General features: G+C 68.1%; 30 protein-coding genes, 1 tRNA gene and 1 pseudogene. 4 read left to right on the top strand and 28 right to left on the bottom strand.

The genetic code is table 11. From position 1 onward, the window contains the following. Positions 1–19: 19 nt before the first annotated feature. Both cas6 and H531_RS0110425 read right to left on the bottom strand, forming a co-directional pair. Positions 20–769 carry a CRISPR-associated endoribonuclease Cas6 gene (cas6, locus tag H531_RS0110430; RefSeq protein WP_022799288.1) on the bottom strand — a complete coding sequence of 250 codons (750 nt, stop codon included), beginning with the start codon at positions 767–769 and terminating at the stop codon, positions 20–22. Next, positions 769–2190 (bottom strand): TIGR02710 family CRISPR-associated CARF protein, encoded by a 1422-nt coding sequence (locus H531_RS0110425; RefSeq protein WP_022799287.1) that lies wholly within the window; start codon positions 2188–2190, stop codon positions 769–771. Before H531_RS0110425 ends, cas6 begins: the two co-directional genes overlap by 1 nt. Before the next feature lie 65 nt (positions 2191–2255). Here H531_RS0110425 and H531_RS0110420 point away from each other — a divergent pair. Both H531_RS0110420 and H531_RS13975 read left to right on the top strand, forming a co-directional pair. After that, a tRNA-Trp gene (locus H531_RS0110420) sits at positions 2256–2331 on the top strand. Positions 2332–2382: 51 nt separating this feature from the next. After that, positions 2383–3081, top strand: coding sequence for an FAD-dependent oxidoreductase (locus tag H531_RS13975; RefSeq protein WP_084521356.1), 699 nt, complete (start codon positions 2383–2385; stop codon positions 3079–3081). Here H531_RS13975 and mutY read toward each other — a convergent pair. From mutY to H531_RS0110340, 14 genes and pseudogenes are all read right to left on the bottom strand, one after another. After that, positions 2974–3975, bottom strand: coding sequence for an A/G-specific adenine glycosylase MutY (gene mutY, locus H531_RS0110410; protein ID WP_022799285.1), 1002 nt, complete (start codon positions 3973–3975; stop codon positions 2974–2976). The two genes, H531_RS13975 and mutY, sit on opposite strands and share 108 nt — an antisense overlap. A gap of 1 nt (position 3976) precedes the next feature. Then, positions 3977–4399, bottom strand: a complete 423-nt coding sequence (locus H531_RS0110405; RefSeq protein ID WP_022799284.1) for a CoA-binding protein — start codon at positions 4397–4399, stop codon at positions 3977–3979. After that, on the bottom strand, positions 4399–5046 hold the full coding sequence (locus tag H531_RS0110400; RefSeq protein ID WP_022799283.1) for a nuclease-related domain-containing protein: 648 nt from the start codon (positions 5044–5046) through the stop codon (positions 4399–4401). The genes H531_RS0110405 and H531_RS0110400 overlap by 1 nt, the downstream gene beginning before the upstream one ends. 9 nt (positions 5047–5055) lie before the next feature. After that, complete coding sequence (locus H531_RS0110395; RefSeq protein WP_022799282.1) at positions 5056–5901, bottom strand: NAD+ synthase; 846 nt, start codon at positions 5899–5901, stop codon at positions 5056–5058. Further along, positions 5898–6764, bottom strand: coding sequence for a nitrilase-related carbon-nitrogen hydrolase (locus tag H531_RS0110390; protein ID WP_022799281.1), 867 nt, complete (start codon positions 6762–6764; stop codon positions 5898–5900). Before H531_RS0110390 ends, H531_RS0110395 begins: the two co-directional genes overlap by 4 nt. A 4-nt stretch (positions 6765–6768) precedes the next feature. Continuing rightward, positions 6769–8328 (bottom strand): 1,4-alpha-glucan branching protein, encoded by a 1560-nt coding sequence (locus H531_RS0110385; protein WP_022799280.1) that lies wholly within the window; start codon positions 8326–8328, stop codon positions 6769–6771. Positions 8329–8332: 4 nt separating this feature from the next. Beyond that, positions 8333–9142, bottom strand: coding sequence for a [LysW]-aminoadipate kinase (locus tag H531_RS0110380; RefSeq protein ID WP_022799279.1), 810 nt, complete (start codon positions 9140–9142; stop codon positions 8333–8335). Between the two features lie 10 nt (positions 9143–9152). Beyond that, positions 9153–10190 carry an N-acetyl-gamma-glutamyl-phosphate reductase gene (gene argC / locus H531_RS0110375; protein ID WP_022799278.1) on the bottom strand — a complete coding sequence of 346 codons (1038 nt, stop codon included), beginning with the start codon at positions 10188–10190 and terminating at the stop codon, positions 9153–9155. Beyond that, positions 10180–10488: pseudogene (locus H531_RS14505) on the bottom strand (nucleotidyltransferase domain-containing protein); the annotation flags it as partial. The gene argC and the pseudogene H531_RS14505, both read right to left, overlap by 11 nt. Before the next feature lie 42 nt (positions 10489–10530). After that, positions 10531–11373, bottom strand: coding sequence for a lysine biosynthesis protein LysX (lysX, locus tag H531_RS0110360; RefSeq protein WP_022799276.1), 843 nt, complete (start codon positions 11371–11373; stop codon positions 10531–10533). A gap of 49 nt (positions 11374–11422) precedes the next feature. Then, positions 11423–11587: a lysine biosynthesis protein LysW gene (gene lysW / locus H531_RS0110355; RefSeq protein WP_022799275.1), complete on the bottom strand. Its 165-nt coding sequence runs from the start codon at positions 11585–11587 to the stop codon at positions 11423–11425. Further along, positions 11581–11898, bottom strand: coding sequence for a paraquat-inducible protein A (locus H531_RS0110350; protein WP_022799274.1), 318 nt, complete (start codon positions 11896–11898; stop codon positions 11581–11583). Before H531_RS0110350 ends, lysW begins: the two co-directional genes overlap by 7 nt. A 9-nt stretch (positions 11899–11907) precedes the next feature. Next, positions 11908–12399, bottom strand: a complete 492-nt coding sequence (locus H531_RS0110345) for a LeuD/DmdB family oxidoreductase small subunit (protein WP_022799273.1) — start codon at positions 12397–12399, stop codon at positions 11908–11910. After that, entirely contained in the window at positions 12392–13642 is a 1251-nt protein-coding gene (locus H531_RS0110340; RefSeq protein WP_022799272.1) for a 3-isopropylmalate dehydratase large subunit, read from the bottom strand. The genes H531_RS0110345 and H531_RS0110340 overlap by 8 nt, the downstream gene beginning before the upstream one ends. Before the next feature lie 22 nt (positions 13643–13664). On the opposite strand from H531_RS0110340, the gene H531_RS0110335 reads away from it, so the two are divergent. Both H531_RS0110335 and H531_RS0110330 read left to right on the top strand, forming a co-directional pair. Next, positions 13665–13889: a type II toxin-antitoxin system HicB family antitoxin gene (locus tag H531_RS0110335; protein WP_028490798.1), complete on the top strand. Its 225-nt coding sequence runs from the start codon at positions 13665–13667 to the stop codon at positions 13887–13889. Beyond that, positions 13879–14085, top strand: a complete 207-nt coding sequence (locus tag H531_RS0110330) for a type II toxin-antitoxin system HicA family toxin (RefSeq protein WP_022799271.1) — start codon at positions 13879–13881, stop codon at positions 14083–14085. The genes H531_RS0110335 and H531_RS0110330 overlap by 11 nt, the downstream gene beginning before the upstream one ends. 2 nt (positions 14086–14087) lie before the next feature. Here H531_RS0110330 and lysS read toward each other — a convergent pair whose 3' ends face one another. From lysS to H531_RS0110270, 12 genes are all read right to left on the bottom strand, one after another. Continuing rightward, entirely contained in the window at positions 14088–15218 is a 1131-nt protein-coding gene (gene lysS, locus H531_RS0110325) for a homocitrate synthase (RefSeq protein WP_022799270.1), read from the bottom strand. A gap of 144 nt (positions 15219–15362) precedes the next feature. Further along, positions 15363–16154, bottom strand: coding sequence for an isoprenyl transferase (locus tag H531_RS0110320; protein WP_022799269.1), 792 nt, complete (start codon positions 16152–16154; stop codon positions 15363–15365). A gap of 44 nt (positions 16155–16198) precedes the next feature. Continuing rightward, positions 16199–17317, bottom strand: a complete 1119-nt coding sequence (locus H531_RS0110315) for an acyl-CoA dehydrogenase family protein (protein WP_022799268.1) — start codon at positions 17315–17317, stop codon at positions 16199–16201. Between the two features lie 59 nt (positions 17318–17376). After that, entirely contained in the window at positions 17377–17937 is a 561-nt protein-coding gene (locus H531_RS0110310; protein WP_022799267.1) for a UbiX family flavin prenyltransferase, read from the bottom strand. Positions 17938–17998: 61 nt separating this feature from the next. Continuing rightward, entirely contained in the window at positions 17999–18379 is a 381-nt protein-coding gene (gene rplL / locus H531_RS0110305; protein ID WP_022799266.1) for a 50S ribosomal protein L7/L12, read from the bottom strand. A gap of 10 nt (positions 18380–18389) precedes the next feature. Beyond that, positions 18390–18911: a 50S ribosomal protein L10 gene (gene rplJ / locus H531_RS0110300; protein ID WP_028490797.1), complete on the bottom strand. Its 522-nt coding sequence runs from the start codon at positions 18909–18911 to the stop codon at positions 18390–18392. 212 nt (positions 18912–19123) lie between these two features. Beyond that, positions 19124–19813, bottom strand: a complete 690-nt coding sequence (gene rplA / locus H531_RS0110295; RefSeq protein ID WP_022799264.1) for a 50S ribosomal protein L1 — start codon at positions 19811–19813, stop codon at positions 19124–19126. Continuing rightward, a complete protein-coding gene (rplK, locus tag H531_RS0110290; protein WP_022799263.1) occupies positions 19806–20249 on the bottom strand; it encodes a 50S ribosomal protein L11 in 444 nt (147 codons plus the stop codon). Before rplK ends, rplA begins: the two co-directional genes overlap by 8 nt. A 43-nt stretch (positions 20250–20292) precedes the next feature. Then, the gene (gene nusG / locus H531_RS0110285; protein ID WP_022799262.1) at positions 20293–20847 is read right to left on the bottom strand and encodes a transcription termination/antitermination protein NusG; all 555 of its coding nucleotides are present in this window, start codon (positions 20845–20847) and stop codon (positions 20293–20295) included. Further along, the gene (gene secE, locus H531_RS0110280) at positions 20844–21026 is read right to left on the bottom strand and encodes a preprotein translocase subunit SecE (protein WP_022799261.1); all 183 of its coding nucleotides are present in this window, start codon (positions 21024–21026) and stop codon (positions 20844–20846) included. The genes nusG and secE overlap by 4 nt, the downstream gene beginning before the upstream one ends. Further along, positions 21026–21190 carry a 50S ribosomal protein L33 gene (gene rpmG, locus H531_RS0110275; RefSeq protein ID WP_022799260.1) on the bottom strand — a complete coding sequence of 55 codons (165 nt, stop codon included), beginning with the start codon at positions 21188–21190 and terminating at the stop codon, positions 21026–21028. Before rpmG ends, secE begins: the two co-directional genes overlap by 1 nt. A gap of 45 nt (positions 21191–21235) precedes the next feature. Beyond that, positions 21236–21656: EF-Tu C-terminal domain-related protein (locus tag H531_RS0110270; protein ID WP_022797768.1), on the bottom strand; the 421-nt coding region annotated here is incomplete at its 5' end.

Below are 21656 nucleotides of genomic sequence, written 5' to 3'. Positions count from 1 at the left end.
CGTCCCAAAAGGGCGGCCTTCAGGCGCTGGGCTCGGCTCCATCGCCCCCCCTCTCGGCGAACGCCTTGGCCCGGCCGTAGCCCAAGGAGGTCTTGGCCCCTACACCGCTGAAGAAGGCGAAGCGGCCCAGGGCAGAAAGCCAAAGGGCCTCCTCCCCCGTGGCCCGGGGCAGGTGGTAAACCACCCGCCCCACGAAGCCCACGGTGTCCACCTCGGTGGCGGCCTTCTCCGTGCGCCCGGAGAGGGAGCGCACCGTGGTCCGCTCCAAAAGGGCCTCCCGCACCTCCAGGGGGGCCTTCAGGGGGCCGAAGGCCTCGAGGCGCCTCAGGAGGCTTTCCAGCACCAGCCTCGGCTCGGGCAGGGGGTAGTGGACCCCCTTCCTGCGGAAGAAAGTGGGGGAGTAGAACCGCAAAGGGAGGTTGGGCTCGGTGGGCCCCTGGAAGAGGCGGGCGTAGGTGCTGACCCCGGCCCAAGGGTGCCCCTCCTGGAGCACGGCCCGCACCCGGAAAGGCCGCCCAAGGCGCACCTCCTTCCCCTCGAGGGCGAAGATCCGGGGGGCAAGCCGAGCGTACAGGTCCTCCCTCAAAAGGCTCACCCGGCCCCAAGGGCTCCCTTCCCGCCCCCCAAACCCCAGGGCGAAGGGGTTTTCCCCCTGGTCGTGGAGCTCGGGGGCCACCTCCTTGAGGAGGGCGTAGAAGAAGCCCCGAAGGCCTAGGGGCTCGGGGAACCCCTCTCCCTCCAGGAGGAGCACCAAGGCGGCGAGGACCATCAGAACCCCAGGGGGACCGGGTCCCAGGGAACGCCCCGGACCCCGGAGCGGGCCTCGAGGTCTTCAAGGAGGCGCTGGGCCAGTCTCTGGAGCTGACCCACCTCGTTCTGGGTGGGCACCCGGAACCCGTGGACGAGCAGGGCCTCGTTCCTCGCCTTCAGTACCCCCGAAAGGCCCTGAAGCTCGGCCAGGGGTAGGCCCCCCACCACCGAGTCCCCATGGGCCCGGAGGAAGGCTAGGATCTCCAAAAGGCCCAGCTTGGCCCCCACCCGGGCTTCTCCAGGGGAAAGGCGGAGGATGCGGGCAAGCTCCTCCCGGGTGGCGGCCTCCTCCTCCAGGGAAAGCCCCGGGGCCTCCGCCCTCCGCCCAAGGAGGGCAAGCCTCTCTTGCAGGAGAAGCTCCAAAGCCCGGTAGGCATAAAGGGCGGCGAGGACCGGCTGAGCATCGGCCATCGCCTGGGAGAGGCGGAGCAAAGTCCAGGCGAGGCCGTAGACCCCCTTCTTCTCCCCAAAGTCCTGGGAGGCCAGGAAGCTCTGGACGACCTCAAGCAGACCCACCTGGGCCTCGAGGGCCTTCCTCCGCTCGTTCAGGGGGTGCTGGAGCCAGGCGTTCTCCGAGAGGCGGCCAAGGAGGGCCCGCCCCTGCCGCACCGCCCCTTGGGCGTCCAGGGTGCGCCAGGCGTGGTACATCTCGGCGAGCATCTTGTAGAGGAGGTACCGCTGATCCCCGGTCTTCCCCACCATCCTGCCAAAGTATCCCGCCGCCTCGCCAAACTCCCCCCGCCCGTAGAGCTCCTTGGCAAAGAGGGCGTCCACCTCGGCCAGGGCCTCGTGGGGGTTGGGGAGGATCACCAGCCTCTCCGTGCCCGCCCGGGGGCGGCGGAGCTCGGGGTCATAGTCCTCGTTGTCCACATAGACCACCCACACCTTGGGGAAGAAGCGCTGGAAGAAGAACCCCGCCGCCGCCAGCCCGGCGCTCATGGCCTTGGTGCCGCTGGTGAGGTCCAGGGCCACGGGGACGTCCGGGTACCTCTCTAGAAGCCGCTTCACCTCCCGGTAGATGGCGGCCACGTCGCTCTTACCGATCTCTAGGGGGTAGAGGTCCTTTCCCGTGTCCTCCCGGAGACGGGGGAGGAAGCGGGCGCTCTCCGCCGTGTGGAGCACGTAGACCTGCTCCGCCCCCCCTCCCAGGATGGCCAAGGCTGTGGCCTCGGGGCTCGTGCCCAGGGTGTGGATGGAAACGGCAAAGGGCTGGGGCGAAGGGTAGACGCTGGGCTCCTTCCGCCACTTCTCCAGGAGGGTAGGCCAGACCATCTTCTGATAAAGGTCGTGCGGGTTGCCGCCCGCCCTCACCGCCTCCTTGTACTGGAGCCAGAGGGCCTCCAGGTCTCCTCCCGCACGGTCCAGGGGGTTCTCTGCCATGGGAGCAGTATACTCCCCCCGGCTTGGCCCCTCGGGCCAGGGTGTGCTACAATCCCTCGAGGCGGGGGCCGTTAGCTCAATTGGCAGAGCACCGGTCTCCAAAACCGGGGGTTGGAGGTTCGAGTCCTTCACGGCCCGCCAGATGGCCCCTTCAAGGTAGCCCTTTCAGGGCTAGCTGGGGGCCTTTTTGCTATGGAAAGGTACCAGGTCCTCATCGTGGGGGCGGGGTTCTCCGGGGCCGAGGCCGCCTACCGCCTCGCCCGAAGGGGGGTGCGGGTGGGCCTCCTCACCCAGAGCCTGGACGCGGTGATGATGCCCTTTCTCCCCCCAACCCCCCCCTTTCCCGAAGGAAGCCTGCTGGAAAAGGCCTATGACCCCGAAGACCCCCGGGTCTGGGCCTTCCACGCCCGGGCCAAGTACCTTTTGGAGGGCGAACGGAACCTCCACCTCTTCCAGGCCACGGCCACGGGGCTCCTCCTGGAGGGGCACCGGGTGGTGGGGGTGCGGACCTGGGAGGGCCCCCCCGCCCTGGCCCCGCGCGTGGTGCTCGCGGTGGGGAGCTTCCTGGGGGCGAGGCTCTACGTGGGCGAGGTGGAGGAGGAGGCCGGGCGCCTTTCCGAGGCGAGCTACCCGGACCTCCTGGAGGACCTTTCGCGCCTGGGCTTCCGCTTCCTAACGCGGGAGGGCCGGGTGCCCGAGACCCCCACCACCCCGGGCTACCGGGTCCGGTACCTGGCCTTCCACCCGGAGGAGTGGGAGGAAGGAACCTTCCGGCTCAAACGTCTAGAAGGGCTCTACGCCGTGGGGCTTTGCGTGCGGGAAGGGGACTACACCCTCATGAGCGAGGAGGGGAAGCGCCTGGCGGAGCACCTTCTCCACGAGCTTGGGTAGGGGCCTTTTCCAGGGGTCCTCCCCCTCCCCGTCCCAGAGGGCCCCGTGGACCTCCACGAGGAGCCTCCGGTGGGTGAGGGCGTGGCGCACGCTACCCAGGAGGCGAGGCACCACCCCGAAGGCCTCCGCCCTTCGCGGAAGTTCCTCGGGAGGAAAGAGGGGCACGCCGTAGAGGCCCCGGAAGCGCTCCCTTAGAGGCTCCAGGTGGACCCCCTTCCGCCCTAGGAGAACCAGGGCCGCAAGCCTCTCCTCCTTCGCCCGGCGCCTCCTTGGCCGGGGGTAGCGCTCGGGGGCTTCCTTCCCCCGGCAGAAGGCCTTTAGGGGGCAGGCCCCGCAGCGGGGCTTCTGGGGCAGGCAGACCGTGGCCCCGAGCTCCATAAGGGCCTGGTTCCACATCCCCGGGTCCACGCCCTCGGGAAGAAGGCTCTGGGCGAGGGCAAAAAGCTCCTTTTCCTTGGGGCTTTCCCGGGCGAAGAGGCGGGCGAGGACCCGCCGCACGTTCCCGTCCACCGCCGCCACCCGCTCCCCGAAGGCGATGGAGGCCACCGCCGCCGCCGTGTAGGGGCCGAGGCCGGGAAGGCCCTTGAGCTCGGCGAAGCTTTGGGGCAGGGCCTCCACCCTTTGGGCCAAGCGGTGAAAGTGTTCCGCCCTCCGGTAGTAGCCCGCCCCCTGCCAAACCCTCAGGACCTCCTCCAGGGAGGCCTCTCCCAGGGCCTTTAGGGTGGGAAAGCGCTCCAGAAAGCGCCGGTAGTAGGGAAGGGCCTGGGCCACCCGGGTCTGCTGCAGGAGGACCTCGGAGACCAGGACCCGGTAGGGGTCCTTCTCCCCCCGCCAGGGCAGGGGGCGGGCGTGCTCCTGGTACCAGGCGAGAAGGGCCTCCTGCCAGGCTTCCACGCTAGAGGGGAATGGGGCCAAGGAAGAGGCGCCGGTGCTCCACCATGAGGCACCGGTCGGCCACCACGGGGATCCCCGCCCCTTCCAGGGCCTTTTCAAACTCCGGGTTCCGGATCCCCGACTGGAGCCAGACCAAACCGGGTTTTAGGGCCAGGACCTCCTCGAGGTGGCCCATGAGGGCGGAAGGAGGGCGGAAGACGTCCAGGAGGTCCACGGGGCTCTGAAGCTCCCGGAGGCTTCCCACCACCCTTTCCCCGAAGAGCTCCTCTCCCGCAAAGCGGGGGTTTACGGGCAGGATGCGGTAGCCTTTTTCCCGCAGGTACCGGGGCACGTAGTGGGCGGGGCGGGAGGGGTCCTTATGGGCCCCGAGGACGGCGATGGTCCTCGCCCGGGCCAGGCGCTCCTTGAGCCAGGCCTCCTCCATCAGCGCACCCTCCTCTCCAAAACCGCCATCAGCTTGCGGGCCTCCTCAAAGGCCAGGCGGTAGGGCTGGGCCTTCAGGTAGGACAAGAGATCCTCCTCCCCCAAAACGGGGAGGCGGCCCACCTCCCCCTTCAGCCGCCTCCCCACAAAGACCAAGACGGGCTGGACTTCCACACCGAGAAGCTCCTGGAGTTTGTGGGCTTGACGCCACGCCTGGCGCACGAGGTCGTCCCGCCTGCTCCCCCGGACCCAAAGCCCCTCGGGGCGCACCTCCACCGGGCCGCTGTAGTTCTTCACCTCCACGTTGAAGACGCCGGGAGGACCCACCACCACGTGGTCGGCGTTCTCACCCCCCAGGTCCACGTCGTGGAAGACCCGCCAGCCCAGGGGCAGGCGGGCGAGGATCCGGCCCACCTGGGACTCCCCCAGGTAGCCCCGCGCCTTCGCCACCACCTCGCGCTCCACGTCCTTGTCCTCAAGCAAACGCACCACGGCCAAGAAAGCCAGGGGAAGGGCCAGAGCCCCCATCCAGGGGACGAAGAGCTTGACCAGGAGCCAGACCCCCAGACCAAAGCCTGCGATCACGGCGGCAAGCCGCCAGAGCTTCCTGGAAAGGGTCTTTCCCGCTTTGCCGATCTCGCGCGCCATACCGCCATCCTACGGCCGGTAGTCCAGGGGCCTCAGGTAGAACTCCCCTATGCCGGTGGAGGAGAGAAGGGCCACGGTGGGGAGGGCCCGCTTCCAGTGGGTGCGGTTCACCCCCTCCTTGACCCGCCTGATCTCCTCCTCGGTGAAGCCCAGGCCCAGAAGGTAGCCGTCGGGATAGCCCTTCAGATAGTGCTCCAGGATCACATCCGCCCGCAGGTAGCGCACCCCTAGATCGGCCTCGTCCGTCTGCCCGGGAACGAGGTCGGCGGTGGGAGGCTTCTTCACCACGGGCTCGGGCACGCCCAGATGCTCGGCAAGCCGCCAGACCTGGGTCTTGTAGAGGTCCCCCAGGGGGTTCACGGGCGGGGAGTCGTCCCCGTGCCAGGTGTAGTAGCCGAAAAGCCTTTCCGTCTTGTTGCCCGTGCCCAGGGGAAGGGCCCGGTAGGCCTGGGACTTGTCAAAGAGGACGATCATCCGCGCCCGGGCCATGACGTTCCCCTTGCGGTGGGGGGTGAGGTCCGGGGTGAGGGCGGCGTAGGCCTCCACCATGGGGGTAATGTCCACCTCCTCCAGGGCCACGCCGAAGGTCTCGGCCACCAGATAGGCGTGCTCCCGGGAAAGGGGGCTCGAGTCCCGGTGGGGCAGGAAGAGGGCGTGGACCCTTTCCGCCCCCAGGGCCCGCACCGCCAGGGCCAGGGTGGTGGCCGAGTCCACCCCCCCAGAGACCGCCACGATGGCCTTCTCGTAGCCCCTCCAGGCGAGCTCCTCCCGGATGAACCGGGTGAGGAAGTCCGCCACCAGGGGCCAGTTGAGCTCCAGGGTTTCCCCAAGCCGCTTTGCCTCCAGAACCCTCATCGCCCCTCCTTGCGCAAGACCCGCTCCAGGTCGGGGAGGAGAAGGGGAAGGGCGGCCTCGAGGTCCGAGAGGAGGGGGCTGTCGTAGCGCACCGGGGGAATGCGCTCCCAGTCCAGATCGGCCAGGAGGACCGCCTCCTCAAAGAGGGGGGCTTCGGCCTGGATCCGGCCCTCGGGCCCCACCACCAGGCTCCCCCCGCTCATCCCCTTCCCCGCCTCAAAGCCCACGAGGCTGGCGAGGACCACGTACACCCCGTGCTCCGCGGCCACCGCCCGGGCGAGGGTGCGCCAGCGCTCCACGTTCTCGGGGCGCGCCCCCTGGAAGCCCCGGGCGGGGCTCGCCGCGGGCACATAGATGACCTCCGCCCCATCCAGGGCGGCGATGGTGGCGGTGACCGAGTGCCAGAAGTCCTCGCAGATCAGGATGGCCGCCCTCCCGAACCGGGTGGCGAAGGCCTCCACCCGGCTTCCCCGGGCCAGGTAGCGCTCCTCGTCAAAGACCCCGTAGGTGGGGAGGAAGACCTTGCGGTGCACGTGGAGGATGCGGTGGGGAAGTTCCAGGTAGGCGGCGCTGTTGTAGTAGGCCCCCCCGTCCCGCTCGTAAAAGCCCACCACCACGTCCAAGGGCTCCCCAAAGCCGGCCTTCCGGTAGGCCTCCTCGAGGAGCTCCAGGAGCTCAAACCGGGTGAGGGCGAGCTCCCTCACCCCCCCCTGCAGGAAGTAGCCGGTGAGGGCGGCCTCGGGCAGGACCACCACCTGGGGAGCATGGGGGCGGAGGGCCTCGAGGGCGGCCTCCAGGCGCTTTAGGCTCTCCCGGAGCCGGGACTTCTCCGGCCGGAACTGGAGGATGGCGTGCCGGACCACGCCCCTATCCTACCCCCAGGTAAAGCCTGGGGTCCGCCTCGGGGAAGGGGTTGTCCCGCTCCTCCAGGGCCTTTAGCTCCTCCGGGGAAACCCCCTTAAGGAGGTGGAAAAAGGCCTCGGCATGCTCCACATAGCGCTCCCTGGCGTAGGCCTCGGCCTGCCCCGTGTCTATGAGAAAGGGCCAGTCGGAGGCCTCGAGGAGCAGGAGCTCGCGCATGGCCTGGCGCAGTAGGCGGTGGGAGAGGTTGCCCCGCCGGACCTCCTCCCGCATGGCCCCCTCCGCCTGGTAGACCCGTTGCCAGTAGTCCAGGGTCTTCTCGTTGAGCCAGACGCGGTGGTCCCCGCCCCGGCCCCAGGAGCCCTCAGGCAAGGCCGAGCGCACCGCAGGCCCCTGGACCGCCTCCCTGGCGGTCACGGCCCGGACCCCCCCGGCGCGGCCCAGGAGGCGCAGCACCTCCTCGAGCCAGGCCACCCCCTCGTACCACCAGTGGCCGAAGAGCTCCGCGTCATAAGGGGAGAGGATGACCCCGTCGGGGTGCTTTTCCCCAAGGCGCTCCAGAAGTCCCACGAAGTGGCGGGCGTGCTCCTTCGTCTTGGCGAAGGCCGCCTCCGGATCGTAGGGGGCCTTGGCGGAAAGGTCCGCCTGGCGGTGGGTCACCCGCCAGTGGTGGAGGCCGGAGACCGGGTCCTTGCGGTGGAACTCCCGGTAAAGCCCCTCCCCGGGGTAGCCGTGGTCGGCGCTCCACACCTGGAGGGTGGTCTCCTGGTTGCGGGCGAGGACCCGGAGGCCCGACTCCAGCTCGTGGACGTAGTAGGTGGCCTCCTGGCTCTCCACGGGGCCCAGGGAGGCCTCCCCATAGGGGCCTAGAGGGGTCCCCCCCTGGACCAGGGGGGCGTCTAGGAAGGTGTAGCGGATCCCAGCCCGCATCAGAAGCTCGTCCACCCCAGCCCTAAGCCCTTCGGGAGGGCCCTGCACCGGGGGCTTCCAGGGCCCTTTGGGCCGGTAGGCCATCTCCGGGAGCCAGTACCCCGTGGGGTCCTTGGCGAAGTGGCGGCGGTAGGTGGCCACCCCGGTCTTGATCTGGGCCCAGAGGGCCTCGTCGTAGCCCAGAAGGGGGGAGTAGCCGTGGGTGGCGTGGGAGGTGAGGAGCTCCACCTGGCCCCGGTCCTGGGCCTGGCGGAAGGCGGTGAGGGGGTCAGCGGAAAGCCTCTGGAAGTGTTCCAGGGTAAGCTCCCAGAAGGCCACCTGGTGCCGGGCGCTCCCCTCTAGCTCCGTGCCCTGGTAGCGGTGGTAGTCCTCCTGGGCCCGCGAGAGGCGGTCCTTGGCGTAGGCGGAGAACCCCTCCTTCACCCTGGGGTCGGCGAGCTGCTCCGCCAGGATGGGGGTGATCCCCAGGGTGAACCGGGCCTCCACCCCCTCGGCATAGAGGCGGTCCAAAAGGCGGAGGAGGGGGAGGTAGGTCTCGGCCATGGCCTCGTAGAGGGTCTCCTCCCCGAAGGGCCACATCCCGTGGGCCCGGACGTAGGGGAGGTGGGCGTGGAGGACCAGGGCGAAGCGCGCCATGGACCTAGCGTATCACGGTGCCTTCCCCGGAAAGGGCCCGCCTTATGGGGGCTTCCACCCGGGCGTCGGCGAAGACCACCCGTCCCACGCCCCCCTTCACCGCCTCCACCGCCCCCATGACCTTGCGCTTCATCCTTCCTTGGGCCAGGGCCAGGTACTCGGGGTCCTCCACCCTCTCCACGGGGATCTCCCGCACCAGAGAGGTTTCGTCGGGATAGTTGGCGAGAAGCCCCGGCACGTTGGAGAGGTAGACCAGGGCCTCGGCCCCATAAGTCCGGGCAAGGAGGGCCGCGATCTGGTCCCCGTCGGTGTTGATGGCCTCGTTCTCGTAGCTTAGGGCGGGCGGGGTGAGGACGGGGAGGTAGCCCGCCTCGAGGAGGAGGTCCAAAAGGGCCCGGTTCACCTCCTCCACCGTGCCCGTGTAGTCCCCCCGGTGGACCTTGACCTTGCCGTTCTCCACGTACTTGACCGCCGTTTTCCTCCGGCCCACGAGAAGCCTTCCGTCTAGCCCCGAAAGGCCCACGGCGTTCGCCCCCTCCTTCTGGAGGAGCTCCACCAGGCGCTTGTTCACCAGGCCGCAGTAGACCATCTCAAAGATCTCCAGGGTCTTGCGGTCCGTGAGGCGGCTCACCTGCCCCCCGGGGTGGGTGAGGAAGCGGGGGGGGTGGCCCAGGGCCTCGGCCACCTTGTTGGTTTCCGCGCTCCCCCCGTGGACCAAAAGGAGCCTCACCCCCTCCTTCCACAAGGAAGCCGCGTCCCTGGCCACGGCCTCGTAGCGGATGCCCTCGGCGCCTCCCACCTTGACCACGATCACGGCGTCCCTCCTACGGGTGGAGCCCGGGGAAGTCCAGCCCCAGGGTCTCGGGCCAGCCCATGCGGAGGTTCAGGGCCTGGAGGGCGTGGCCCGCGGTGCCCTTCACCAGGTTGTCTATGGCGGCCATGACCACGAGCCTCCCCGTCTCCTCCTCCAGCTCAAAGCCGATGTCGGCGTAGTTGGTGCCCTGGACGAACCGGGGGTCGGGGTAGCGGTGAACCCCCTTCTTCTGCTTGACGAGGCGGACGAAGGGCTCGCCGCCGTAGGCCTCCCGATACGCCTGCCACACGTCCCTTTCGCTCCAACCGTCTTGGAGGAAGCACTGGGCGGTCATGAGGATGCCCCGCACCCGGTCGGTGGCGATGGCAGTGAGGTGGACCTCGGGGCGGCCCGGGAGGTTCTCCACCACCTCGGCGGTGTGGCGGTGGCCCGTGGGCTTGTAGACCCGGAGGGACCCGGCCCTTTCGGGGTGGTGGCTCGCCGGGGTGGCCTCGGCCCCCGCGGCCGAGGTGGAGATGAGGAGGGTGACGAAGATGGGGGCGGGCTTCAAGACCCCGGCCTTAAGCAGGGGATAGAGGCCGAGAAGGGTGGCCGTGGCGTTGCACCCGGCCCCGGCGATCCAGTCCGCCCCCTTAAGGGCCTCCCGGTAGAGCTCGGGCACGGCGTAGACGAAGCGGCCGAGGAGGTCGGGCCTTGGGTGCTCCCCATAGTACTTGCGGTAAAGCTCGATGTCTTTTAGGCGGAAGTCGGCGGAGAGGTCTATGAGGACGGGGGCAAGGGGGGCGTAGCGCTCAAACTCCCGGGCGAAGACCCCGTGGGGCAGGGCCAGGACCAGGATGTCGGCAGGCTCCAGCCCTTCCGGGGAGACGAACTTCAGGTTCGTGCGTCCTCGGAGGTTCGGGTGAAGGAAGTGGACGGGCTCCCCGGCAAAGCGCCTCGAGGTCACCTGCTTCACCTCCAGATAGGGGTGGGAAAGGGCGAGCCTGAGGAACTCCCCCCCGGCATACCCCGAGGCCCCCACGATGGAAAGGGTCTTCTTACCGGTCATGGAGCCACCTCCTAAGCTCTTCCACCAAGGCTTGGGCCAGGGAAAGGGCTTCCCGGGCCTCTTCTGGACGAACCTCTAGGCCAGGATACCTGGCCTGCACGCCAAAGCGTGTCAAGCAGTCTAAAAGGTCGGGGACCTGCCTAAGCCACCTTTCCGCTTCCCCGCGCATAAAGGCACCGCCCTTCCCGGAAAATCTCCCGGAGAAGAAGGCTTCCCTCCATGAGGGAGCGGGGTACACCAAAAGGTCCACGTCCGAGTCCGGCCTGGCCTCCCCTTGGGCCCAGGAGCCGAAGAGCCAGACCTCCTCGGGCGCAAAAGCGTTCCACCGCTTCCCGTAGCGTCATGAGACGAGGCTCCAGGCGTACTTGAGGATCTCCCCCGGGATGTCCACCCCGGTGGTGTGCACGGAGTTCTTGAACTCCATGGTGTGGTTCACCTCGTTGACGAGGAGGCCCCTTTCCGACTCCAAGAGGTCAATGGCCACCACCCCACCCCCCACGGCCTCCGCCGCCCGCACGGCAAGCTGGGCGATCTCCTCGGTGAGGGGGCAGTTTGCCGCCTCCCCGCCCCGGGCGGTGTTGGTGATCCAGTGAGGGCTTTTCCGGTAGATGGCGGCGATGGCCCGATCCCCCACCACGAAGACCCTTATGTCCCGCCCGGGCTTTTCCACGTACTCCTGGAGGTAGAAGAGCTGGTGCTGGAAGCCTCCCAGGACCTCCTTGTGCTCCAGAATGGCCTCCGCCGCCCATGGGTCCGTGACCTTGGCGAGGAGGCGGCCCCAGCTCCCGATCACGGGCTTCAGCACCACGGGGTAGCCAAAGGCCTCCATGAGCCTAAGGGCCTCCTCCCGGTCCGTGGCCAGGGCGGTCTTGGGCTGGGGAAGGTCTGCCCGCAAGAGGGCCACGCTGGTGGCCCACTTGTCCCCGCAGGTCTCTATGACCGCGGGGGCGTTGACCACGGGGATGCCGAGGGCGGTGAGGTAGCGGGCGGCGGCGAGGCCCCGGCTCTGGCTCACGCACCGCTCCAGGGCCACCGTAACCCCTTCCAGCGCCTCCGGCTTCTCCCCCAGGACCATGGGGAGGGCAGGGACGTAGACCTTTCGGAAAGGGATCCCCAGGGCCTCGGCCCGCTCAAAGAGCATCTTCTCGTCGGGACGAACGCGGTCGTAGAGGATGGCGAGCATCTCGCCTCCGGAAAGGAGCCCCCATGCCAGGGGTTCACCGGGGGTGGGATCACTCCCCCCAGTCCTCCGCCTCCTCGGGGGCGGCCTCGAGCCGCAAGGGGTCCAGCCCCACCACCTCAAGCTCGGCCCCACAGTCCTCGCAGACCACAAGCTCGCCCAGCTCGGGGTTCTCCAGGCGGATCTCCGCACCGCAATCGGGACAGTTGGCTACCATTCCTCGTCCTCCTCCTCCACCTCGCTCCAGTCGGGGACAAAGCGAAAGCCGCACTCAGGGCACTGGACCTCCTGGCCTTGGTCCTCCTCGGCCACCTCAAAGGTCTGGCCGCACCGGGGGCAGTCCACAAAGAAGCCCTCCAGGCCCTCCTCGGTCACCTCCACCTCGAGGGGGTCCAGGGAAACCACCTCCAGAAAGGCCCCGCAGGCCTCGCACTCCAGCACGTCCCCGACCTCCAGGGTTTCCAGGTCCTCCGCCAGCACCAGGCTGGCCTCGCCGCACACCGGACACGTGATCTCAAGGTCCTCCATGGGAAGAGTTTACTCCCCCGGGAAGCGCCCGTGCCTCTTGTAGTAGTCCAGAAGAGAGCCCTCCTTGAGCGCCTCCAGGAGGAAGGGGGGCGGGGGACGCAGCTTAAAGGCTTCCCCGCCCCGCAGCAAAACCCCCCTTTCCAGGTCCAGCTCCACCTCATCGCCGTCCTCTAGCGCATCCACCACCTCCTCCGACTCAAAGGGGACGATCCCCAGGTTCACCAGGTTGCGGAAGAAGATCCGGGCGTAGCTTTTGGCGATGACGGCCCGGATGCCAAGCCGCTTCAGGGCCTCCGGGGCGTACTCGCGGCTAGAGCCAAGCCCGGCGTTCCGCCCGAAGACCAAAAGGTCCCCCGGGCGCACCTCCTCGGCGAACCCGGGCCTTAGGTGGGCGAAGGCGTAGAGGTGGAACCGGTCCTCCCCCACCATGAAGGGGGCGTACTTGCCGGGAAGGATGTCGTCCGTGTTGATGTGATCCCCGAACTTGAAGACCTTAGGCATAGACCTCCTCCAGCTCCTCCGGGGTGGTGAGGTAGCCCGCCACGGCGCTCGCGGCCGCCACCCGGGGGGAAGCCAGGTAGATCTCCGCGTCCGGGGCCCCCATGCGCCCGCGGAAGTTGCGGTTGGAGGTGGAGACGCACACCTCCCCGGGGGCCAGGACCCCCATGTGCCGCCCCATGCAGGGGCCGCACCCCGGGGTCCCGAGGGTGGCCCCGGCCTCGAGGAGGGTGAGGAGGGTGCCGTCCTTGGCCGCCTCCTCCAGGACCTGGCTCGAGGCGGGAACGATGAGGAGGCGCACCCAGGGGGCCACCCTCCTTCCCCTTAGGACCTCCGCCGCCGCCCTCAGGTCCTCAATCCGCCCGTTGGTGCAGGTCCCGATGAAGACCTGATCCACCCGCTTGCCCTTGACCCTGGCCACCTCGTGGACGTTGTCCACGTGGAAGGGCACGGAGACCCGGGGCGTGAGGGCGGAAAGGTCTATCTCCACCTCCTTGGCGTAGCGGGCCTCCGGGTCGGGGTAGAGCCACTCGGGCACCCGGTAGAGCTCCAGGATCTCCCCGCTCGGCACCACGAGCCCCGCCTTGGCCCCCGCCTCCACGGTGAGGTTGGCCAGGGTCATGCGCTCCCCCCGCGTAAGGGCTTCCGCCCCCTCCAGGAGGTGGATCTCCACCGCCATGTAGGTGGCCCCCTCGGCGGTGAGGAGGCGGACCATCTCCAGGGCGGCGTCCTTGGCCGTGACCCCCTTGGGGAGCCTTCCCCGGAAGACCACCTTCACGCTCTCGGGCACCCTAAACCAGGTGCGCCCGCTGGCCGCCGCCAGGGCGATGTCCGTGGCCCCCATGCCCGTGCCGAAGGCCCCCACCGCCCCGTAGGTGGTGGAGTGGCTGTCCGAGCCCACCACCACCCACCCCGGCTGGGCCAGGCCCTCCTCCACCAGGACCTGGTGGCACACTCCCCGGCCCACGTCAAAGACCCGGATGCCGTGCCGCCTACCCCACTCCCGGATCTCCTTCTGGGCCTTGGCCACCTCGAGGTTCGCCGCCGGGGCCACGTGGTCTATCACGATGGAGACCCTTTCCGGGTAGCGGGGGGTGGCGTTTAGGTACTCCAGGCGCTTGAAGAAGCTCCCGGCGATGGAGTCCACCACCATGACCTGGTCCACCTCCACCACCACGAGCTCCCCCGCCTCCACGGGCCTTCCCGCCTTGTGGGAGAGGATCTTTTCCGCTAGCGTCTGTCCCACACGCACCTCCTATACTGAGGGTATGCCCAAGTACACCGCCCTCCTCTACCCGGACCCGGAAACCCCGGGAACCTGGATCGCCGAGTTTCCCGCGGTACCCCAGGCCCACTCCTTCGGCCAAACCCCAGAGGAGGCCTTGGCGCGGGCCAAAGAGGCCCTGGAGCTCGTCCTGACCTTCCTGAGGGCCGAGGGCAGGCCGCTTCCCCCAGACGTGCAAGCGGTAGAGGTGGGTGTGGATGCCGCCTAGGCCGGAAGAGGTGGCCCGGAAGCTCCGCCGCCTCGGGTTCATGGAACGCATGGCCAAGGGAGGACACCGGCTCTACGCCCACCCCGATGGCCGCATCGTGGTGGTGCCCTTCCAAAGCGGGGAGCTTCCCAAGGGCACCTTCAAGCGCATCCTGCGCGATGCCGGCCTCACCGAGGAGGAGTTCCAGAACCTCTAGCCTCATGCCGTGATCCACTCCCTGAGGATCCGGTCCAGCTCCTCCAGGGTGAGCTGGCCCCGGTCGGCCAGGGCCTTGATGTGCTGGGTGAGGCGGGAAAGCTCCTCCTCCCCGTAGTGGAGGCCGAGCTCCTGAGCCCTGGCCTTGATGGCGTGCCGCCCGGTGAGCCTCGAGGCGATGATGAGCTTGCGCTTCACCCCGAAGACCTCGGGTGGGTAGGGCTCGTAGGCCTCGGGGTTCAGGTAGATGGCCTTCAGGTGCATCCCCGCCTTGTGGCTGAAGGCCGTCTCCCCGGTGATGTAGTTGTTGAAGGGGATCTCCACCCCCACCATCCGGGCGATCATCCGGTCCAGCTCGGGGAGCATCTCCAACCGGTACTTCCCCCGGACGTACTCGGGCTGGAGGGTGTACATGCGGGCAAGAAACCCCCCCAGGGGGGTGATGCCGTTCCTCTCCCCGATCCCCAGGATGGTGGTGTCCACGTGGGTGGCCCCGGCCTCAATGGCTTCATAGGCATTGGCGACGGCGCATCCCGTGTCGTTGTGGCCGTGGAACTCTATGTCCACCTCCGGCCCCACCACCCGCCGCACCTCCCGCACCAAGGCGTAGACCTGCCGGGGCGTGGCGATGCCCACGGTGTCCGCCAGGCCCACCCGGTCCACGTAGGGGGCGATGGCCTCGTAGACGGCCAGGAGGTCTTGTTCCTCGGAGCGGAAGGTGTCCTCGGCGGAGAAGCGCACCTCCACGTGGGGAGCCCGCTCCCGGATGAAGGCGATCACCTCCTTGGCCTCCTCAATGATCCGGGGGATGTCCCGGCCGTGGGCCGCCCGCAGGTACCGGCTCGTGCCGAAGAGGAGGTCAATCCCCTGGACCCCCGTCTCCAGGGCTACCTGGGCCGCGTCCAGGCGGCACTGGATGTGGGTGACCACCTTGGCCCTAAGGCCCAAGGAGGCGATGACCTCCGCGTCCTTGCGGGACTGGGGCGAGGCCACGGGGGTGGTCACCTCAATGTACTCAATGCCGAAGGCGTCCAGGGCCTGGGCGATTTCCACCTTGTCCTGGGTGGTGAAGTGGGCCTTTTCAAACTGCTCCCCTTCCCGAAGCGTGGAGTCTATGATCCGCCATTCCCGCATGCGCCCCTCCCCAAAAGAAAACCGGCCCGAACTCGGGCCGGGGGATGGAAGAGCCCTCTAGGGGCTATCCTACCCCCCGGCGGCCGAGTTTTTTCTCACGGGCCAGCATCTTGCCTGTAAGCGTATACGAAAGGCCGGGGTTTGTCAACGCCCGAAGCGCCTCTCGCGGGCCTGGTAGCTCCTCAGGGCCCTTAGGAAGTCAATCTTGCGGAACTCGGGCCAGAGGACGTCGGCGAAGTAGAACTCGGAGTAGGCGGACTGCCAGAGGAGGAACCCGGATAGCCGGATCTCCCCGGAGGTGCGGATGATGAAGTCGGGATCGGGGAGGCCCGCGGTGTAGAGCCTTTCGGCGATGGCCTCCGGGGTGAGGCCCTCCGCCACCCTTCCCGGGGAAAGCCCCTTCGCCTCCGCCTCCAGGAGGAGGCGCTTCACCGCGTCCACGATCTCCTCCCGCCCCCCGTAGCCCATGGCGATGTTCAGGTGAAGCCCGTCGTGGCCCTCCGTCTTGGCCTCGAGGTGCTCCAGGGCCTTCAGGACCTCCTCAGGGAACCCCTCCCGCCGCCCGATGACCCGGACCCGCACCCGGTGGCGGCGGATGCGGTGGTCCTCGGCCATCCTCCAGGCCTCCTCCACGAAGAGGCGCATGAGCTCCCCCACCTCCTCGGGGCTCCTCTGGAAGTTGTCCGTGGAGAAAACCCAGACCGTGACCGTGGGGATCCCGAGCTCCAGGCACCACTCCAGGACCTCGTAGGCCTTCTTCACCCCGAAGCGGTGGCCCATGGCGGGGGGAAGCCCCAGCATGCGGGCGTAGCGGCGGTTGCCGTCCAGGATGAGGCCCAGGTGCCGGGGCATGGGGCCCTTCCGCACCTCCTTGAGGAGGCGGCGCTCGTAGTACCAGTAGAGGGGGCCGGAGAGGGGGAGGAGGCGGCGGAGCATACCGCCTTTACCCTAAGGGGAGGGGATGAGAAAGGCTAGCCCCCCTAGCGGTAGAGCTCGCGGGCGATGACCAGCCGCTGGATCTCCGAGGTGCCCTCGTAGATCTCCGTCACCTTGGCGTCCCGGTAGTAGCGCTCCACCCGGTAGTCCCGGTGGTAGCCATAGCCCCCCAGGACCTGGACCGCCTCCCGGGTCACCGCCACCGCGGCCTCGCTGGCGAAGAGCTTGGCGGTGCTGGCCTCGAGGGTGAACCTTTCCCCTTGGTCCTTCTTCCTGGCGGCCTCGAGGACGAGGGCCCGGGCAGCGGCGATCCTCACGTGCATGTCGGCCAGCTTGAAGGCGATGGCCTGGTGCTCCTTAAGCTTTTTCCCAAACTGCTCCCGCTCTTCGGCGTAGGCCCTGGCGATCTCGTAGGCCCCCCGGGCGATGCCCACCGCCTGAGCCGCCACGCCCACCCGCCCGGAGTCCAGGCCCGCAAGGGCGTAGGCCAGGCCCCGCCCCTCCTCCCCCAGAAGGTTCTCCTGGGGGACGAAGACCCCTTCCAGCCGCACCTCGGCGGTGTGGGCGGCGTGGAGGCCCATCTTCTCCTCGGGCTTGCCGAAGGAGAGCCCTGGGGCATCCCTCTCCACCAGGAAGGCAGAGATGCCCTTTTCGGTGCGGGCCATGACCACGTAGAGGTGGGCCTGTCCGGCGGAGGTGATCCAGCTCTTCACCCCCCAAAGCTCGTACCCTCCCGGAACCCTCCGGGCCTCCGCCCTCAAGGAGGCCGGGTCCGAGCCCGCGTGGGGCTCGGTGAGGCAGAAGGCCCCGATCCACTCCCCCCGGGCAAGGGGAGGGAGGAAGCGCCTTTTTTGCTCCTCGGTGCCGAAGCGGAGGAGCATGTACTGGGGGAGGCCCGAGGTCACGGAGACGATCCCGGCCACGCTCGGGTCGGCTGCGGCGATCTCCTCCAGGACCAGGGCCCAGGTGACGGAGTCCAGGCCCGCGCCACCCCACTCCTCCGGCGTGGTCATACCGAGAAGCCCGAGCTCCGCCAGGGCCCTGAGCTGGGGCCAGGGGTACTTGGCCTCGCGGTCGTACTCGGGAGCCAAAGGCCAGAGGACCTCCCTGGCCACCTTGCGCACCGTCTCCAGGACCAGCCGTCCTTCCGAGGTCAGGACCATCCCCTATATCGTACTACTGCGCGGGCGCAAAAAAGCGTCATATTCCTGGGAGGAGGGCTTCAGGCCCCGCCCCAGCGCCTTCCCCCCGCGGGCAGGCCCAGGTGGTCCAGGATGCGCTGGGTAAGAAAGGCCAGAAGCTCGCCGATCTCCTGGGGCCTGTGGTAGAAGCCAGGGCTCGCCGGGAGGATGAGGGCGCCCGCCTCCGCCGCCTGCACCATGGCCTTTAGGGTGGGGAGGGGCAAGGGGGTTTCCCGGGGGACCAGGATCAGGGGGCGCCGCTCCTTGAGGTGGACGTAGGCCGCCCGGGTGAGGAGGGTGTCGGCAAGGCCCTGGGCCACCTTGGCCAGGGTGGTGGCGGAGCAGGGCACCACCACCATGCCCCGGGTGGGAAAGGAGCCCGAGGCGATGGGGGCCCCCAGGTCGCTGTCCTTGTACACCCGGGCCGCCAGGGGGTAGAGGTCCTTGGGGCTTAGGCCCATCTCCTCCCAAAGCACCCGCTTGGCCCCCTGGGAGAGGACGAGGTGCACCTCGGCGAGGCCGGCAAGGGCCTTTAGGAGGTCCAGGGCGTAGGGCATGCCGCTTGCTCCGGAAAGCCCCACCACCACGCGGGGAAGGTCCATACCCCCATGCTATAGAAAAGCCCCGGGCCTTTAGGCCCGGGGGGCACCCCGTGGGGCGGCTTTACTTGAGCTCCACCACCGCGCCCACGGCCTCGAGCTTCTTCTTGATCTCCTCGGCCTCGGCCTTGGGGATGCCCTCCTTCACGGGGCCACCCTTCTCGGCCAGGTCCTTGGCCTCCTTGAGGCCGAGCCCGGTGATGGCCCGGAGCTCCTTGATGACCTCGAGCTTCTTGGCCCCGGCCTCCTTGAGGATCACGTCAAACTCCGTTTTCTCCTCCGCGGCCGCCGCGGCCGGGGCCGCCGCAGCCGGGACGGCCGCTACCGCCACGGGGGCCGCCGCGGTCACCCCCCAAGCCTCCTTGAGGGCGTCTATGAGCTGCTTGATTTCCAGGACGGTAGCCTGGGAAAGCTCTTCCTTGATCCTTTCAATGTCCAAAGCCATCTTCTACCTCCTACGCCGCCTTCTTCTCTGCGTACGCCTCCAAGATGCCTACCAGCTCGCGGGCCACGCCGCCCAGGACACCCACAAGCTCCGCCAAGGGAGCCTGGAGCACGCCCACGAGTTCCGCCCGGAGCTCGTCCAGGGTGGGGAGCTCCGCCAGGGCCACCACGTCCTTGGCCGAAAGCACCTGGCCCTGCAAAAGCCCGCCCTTGGCCTCGGGAATGCCCTTGGGGTTGTTCTTGGCGAAGGCCTGGAGGGCCTTGGCCGCGGCCACCGGGTCCTGGTAGAAGACCATGCCGCTGGGCCCCGAGAGGCCGTCAAGCTCCGGCAGGCCAAGCTCCTTTAGGGCGATGCGGATCAAGGTGTTCTTGGCCACGAAGAGCCTGGCTCCCTTTTCCTTCAGGGCCTGGCGCAGGGCGTGGGTCTCCTTGGCGGAAAGCCCTTGGTAGTTCACAAGGAAGAAGGAGCCACGGGCCCGCTCAAGGTTCTCCTTGAGGGCGGCAAGAAGGGCGATGTTGCGCTGGTTCGGCACGCCTTCCTCCCTCTTGGGGCAGGGGAACCCCGACCGGTTGCTGTGGAATCCTGCGAAACGCTCCCCCTCAAGCGCCTCGGCGGGATATTTAAGGCCTTTGGCCCCCCGCTGTCTCTGGCCTGGGCGCCCGTGCGCCCGGGGTGCCAAGGAAGAGTCTAAAGGCCGGGGGGCCTTCCGTCAAGGCGAGCCAGGCCCCCCGGGCGGGCTTCGGGTCAGGAGTGGGGGTTGATGCGGAGGCTGGGCCCCATGGTGCTGGTCACGTAGACAGCGCGGAGGAAGGTGCCCTTGGCCGCCTCGGGCTTGCTGGCCTCGAGGGCCCGGAGGAAGGCCCGGATGTTGTCCGCAAGCTTCTCGGCGGGAAAGCTCGCCTTGCCCACAGGGGCGTGGATGGCCCCGGTCTTATCGTTCCGGAACTCAATCCGTCCCGCCTTGATCTCCCGGATGATCTCCCCGATGTTGAAGCCCACGGTGCCCGCCTTGGGGTTGGGGAGGAGGCCCCGCGGGCCCAGGATGCGGCCGAGCTTGGAGCCCACCGCCCCCATCACGTCCGGGGTAGCCACCACGGCGTCAAAATCCAACCAGCCGTCCAGGATCTTCTGGATGATCTCCTCGCCCCCCACGTAGTCGGCCCCGGCCTCCTCCGCCTCCCGGATCTTCTCCCCCTTGGCGATGGCCAAGACCCTGACCTCCTTGCCCAGGCCGTGGGGGAGGGAAACGGTACCGCGCACGTTCTGGTCGGACTTGCGGGGGTCAATGCCCAGCTTGGCGTGGACCTCCACGGTCTCGTCAAACTTGGCGGTGGCGAGCTCCTTCACCAGGCGGGCGGCCTCGTCAATGGTGTAGACCTTGTTGGGGTCCACCTTCTCCAGGAGGGCCCGGTAGCGCTTGCCGTGCTTAGGCATCCTTCACCTCCGGCATACCCACCACCTCCACCCCCATGGAGCGGGCCGAGCCCGCGATCATGCGGGCGGCGGCCTCGAGGTCGGTGGTGTTCATGTCGGGGAGCTTCTGCTTGGCGATCTCCAACACCTGCTGCCAGGTGATGCGGCCCACCTTCTCCCTACCCGGCTTCTGGGCCCCCTTCTCCAGGCCCGCTGCCTTGCGGATCAGGTAGCTGGCAGGCGGGGTCTTGGTGACGAAGGTGAAGGAGCGGTCCGCGTAGATGGTGATCTCCACCGGAACGATGGCGTCCCCCATCTGCGCGGTGGCCGCGTTGAAGGCCTTGACGAACTCCATGATGTTGGCCCCGTGCTGGCCCAAGGCGGGCCCCACCGGGGGCGCGGGCGTGGCCTTGCCCGCGGGCAGCTGAAGCTTGACTACCGCAACGACCTTCTTCATTTATCCCTCCTAGGCTCCCCCTAAGTTAGGGGTACAAACGCCCTCAGGCCTTGACCACCTGGGAGAAGTCCAGCTCCACAGGGGTCTCGCGCCCGAAGATGGTGACCATGACCTTAACCTTGCCCTTCTCGGGGTGGATCTCGGTCACGGTGCCGGTGAAGTCCGCGAAGGGGCCAGAGACCACCCGGACCTGGTCCCCTTCCCGGAAGGCCACCTGGGCCTTGGGGGCCTCCCTCTTGCCGAGGAGGCCGGAGACCTCGAGGATGTGGCGCACCTCGTCCGGGGAAAGGGGAACCGGGCGGTGCCCTGCCCCCACGAAGCCGGTGATGCCGGGGGTGCCCCGCACCACCTCCCAGGCCTCGTTGGGCTCCTCCTCATCCCCCAGGTCCATTTGGATGAAGAGGTAGCCGGGGAAGAGCTTTCTTTTCAGGATCTCCTTCTTCCCCCCCTCACGGACCTCCACCACCTCCTCCGTGGGGATGAGGATCTGAAAGATCTTGTCCTGCATGCCGAAGGCCCTCACCCGCTTCTCCAGGTTGGCCTTGGCCTTCTCCTCCTGCCCCACGGGGGTGTGGACCGCATACCATTCAATGCTCATCGCAAGAGCCCTATCAGGAAACGGAAGACCAGATCGTAAAGGCCCAGGACAATCATGGAAAACAGGGTGAAGACCAAGATGGCCTGGGTGCCCTCTACCACCTGCTCCCGCGTAGGCCAGGTGACCCGGGCAAGCTCAGCCCTGGCCTCCTGGAAGTAGCGCACGATGCGAGCCAACATCAGGCCTTCACTTCCCGGTGCACCGTGTGCTTATCGCACCAAGGGCAGTACTTTTTCAACTCCAGCTTGGAGGAGGTATTGCGCTTGTTCTTCTCGGTGGCGTAGTTGCGGCGCCTGCACGCCGTGCACTCCAAGAGGATCTTGATGCGGACCTCGCTGGCCATGCCTCACCTCCCTCGGGGCGGGGGAGGGGTGCCTCCCCCCGGGGTTTACTCCAGGATCTTGGTGACCACCCCGGCGCCCACGGTCCGCCCACCCTCCCGGATGGCAAAACGCAAACCCTCCTCCAACGCCACCGGCTTGATGAGCTCCACCGTAAACGTCACATTGTCCCCAGGCATCACCATCTCCACCCCCTGGGGCAGCTCCACCACCCCCGTCACATCCGTCGTCCGAAAGTAAAACTGCGGCCGGTACCCCGTGAAAAAACCCGTGTGCCGACCCCCCTCCTCCTTCCTCAACACATACACCGAAGCCTCAAACTTCGTGTGCGGCGTAATCGTCCCAGGCTTCGCCAACACCTGCCCCCGCTCCACCTCCTCCCGGCTTACACCCCGCAACAACACCCCCACATTGTCCCCAGCTATCCCCTCCTGCAACGTCTTCCGGTGCATCTCCACACCCGTAACC

The organism is Thermus islandicus DSM 21543, from assembly GCF_000421625.1.
GTDB classification, from domain to species: Bacteria; Deinococcota; Deinococci; order Deinococcales; family Thermaceae; genus Thermus; species Thermus islandicus.
Note: the sequence above shows the minus strand (reverse complement) of the source record. Positions and strands in the feature narration are given on the sequence as shown.

Coding starts and splice junctions, on each gene's coding strand:
- cas6 (WP_022799288.1), bottom strand. CDS start 769: ATGGTCCTCGCCGCCTTGGTGCTCCTCCTGGAGGGAGAGGGGTTCCCC.
- H531_RS0110425 (WP_022799287.1), bottom strand. CDS start 2,190: ATGGCAGAGAACCCCCTGGACCGTGCGGGAGGAGACCTGGAGGCCCTC.
- H531_RS13975 (WP_084521356.1), top strand. CDS start 2,383: ATGGAAAGGTACCAGGTCCTCATCGTGGGGGCGGGGTTCTCCGGGGCC.
- H531_RS0110405 (WP_022799284.1), bottom strand. CDS start 4,399: ATGGAGGAGGCCTGGCTCAAGGAGCGCCTGGCCCGGGCGAGGACCATC.
- H531_RS0110400 (WP_022799283.1), bottom strand. CDS start 5,046: ATGGCGCGCGAGATCGGCAAAGCGGGAAAGACCCTTTCCAGGAAGCTC.
- H531_RS0110395 (WP_022799282.1), bottom strand. CDS start 5,901: ATGAGGGTTCTGGAGGCAAAGCGGCTTGGGGAAACCCTGGAGCTCAAC.
- H531_RS0110385 (WP_022799280.1), bottom strand. CDS start 8,328: ATGGCGCGCTTCGCCCTGGTCCTCCACGCCCACCTCCCCTACGTCCGG.
- argC (WP_022799278.1), bottom strand. CDS start 10,190: ATGACCGGTAAGAAGACCCTTTCCATCGTGGGGGCCTCGGGGTATGCC.
- lysX (WP_022799276.1), bottom strand. CDS start 11,373: ATGCTCGCCATCCTCTACGACCGCGTTCGTCCCGACGAGAAGATGCTC.
- lysW (WP_022799275.1), bottom strand. CDS start 11,587: ATGGTAGCCAACTGTCCCGATTGCGGTGCGGAGATCCGCCTGGAGAAC.
- H531_RS0110350 (WP_022799274.1), bottom strand. CDS start 11,898: ATGGAGGACCTTGAGATCACGTGTCCGGTGTGCGGCGAGGCCAGCCTG.
- H531_RS0110345 (WP_022799273.1), bottom strand. CDS start 12,399: ATGCCTAAGGTCTTCAAGTTCGGGGATCACATCAACACGGACGACATC.
- H531_RS0110335 (WP_028490798.1), top strand. CDS start 13,665: ATGCCCAAGTACACCGCCCTCCTCTACCCGGACCCGGAAACCCCGGGA.
- H531_RS0110330 (WP_022799271.1), top strand. CDS start 13,879: ATGCCGCCTAGGCCGGAAGAGGTGGCCCGGAAGCTCCGCCGCCTCGGG.
- lysS (WP_022799270.1), bottom strand. CDS start 15,218: ATGCGGGAATGGCGGATCATAGACTCCACGCTTCGGGAAGGGGAGCAG.
- H531_RS0110320 (WP_022799269.1), bottom strand. CDS start 16,154: ATGCTCCGCCGCCTCCTCCCCCTCTCCGGCCCCCTCTACTGGTACTAC.
- H531_RS0110315 (WP_022799268.1), bottom strand. CDS start 17,317: ATGGTCCTGACCTCGGAAGGACGGCTGGTCCTGGAGACGGTGCGCAAG.
- H531_RS0110310 (WP_022799267.1), bottom strand. CDS start 17,937: ATGGACCTTCCCCGCGTGGTGGTGGGGCTTTCCGGAGCAAGCGGCATG.
- rplL (WP_022799266.1), bottom strand. CDS start 18,379: ATGGCTTTGGACATTGAAAGGATCAAGGAAGAGCTTTCCCAGGCTACC.
- rplA (WP_022799264.1), bottom strand. CDS start 19,813: ATGCCTAAGCACGGCAAGCGCTACCGGGCCCTCCTGGAGAAGGTGGAC.
- rplK (WP_022799263.1), bottom strand. CDS start 20,249: ATGAAGAAGGTCGTTGCGGTAGTCAAGCTTCAGCTGCCCGCGGGCAAG.
- nusG (WP_022799262.1), bottom strand. CDS start 20,847: ATGAGCATTGAATGGTATGCGGTCCACACCCCCGTGGGGCAGGAGGAG.
- secE (WP_022799261.1), bottom strand. CDS start 21,026: ATGTTGGCTCGCATCGTGCGCTACTTCCAGGAGGCCAGGGCTGAGCTT.
- rpmG (WP_022799260.1), bottom strand. CDS start 21,190: ATGGCCAGCGAGGTCCGCATCAAGATCCTCTTGGAGTGCACGGCGTGC.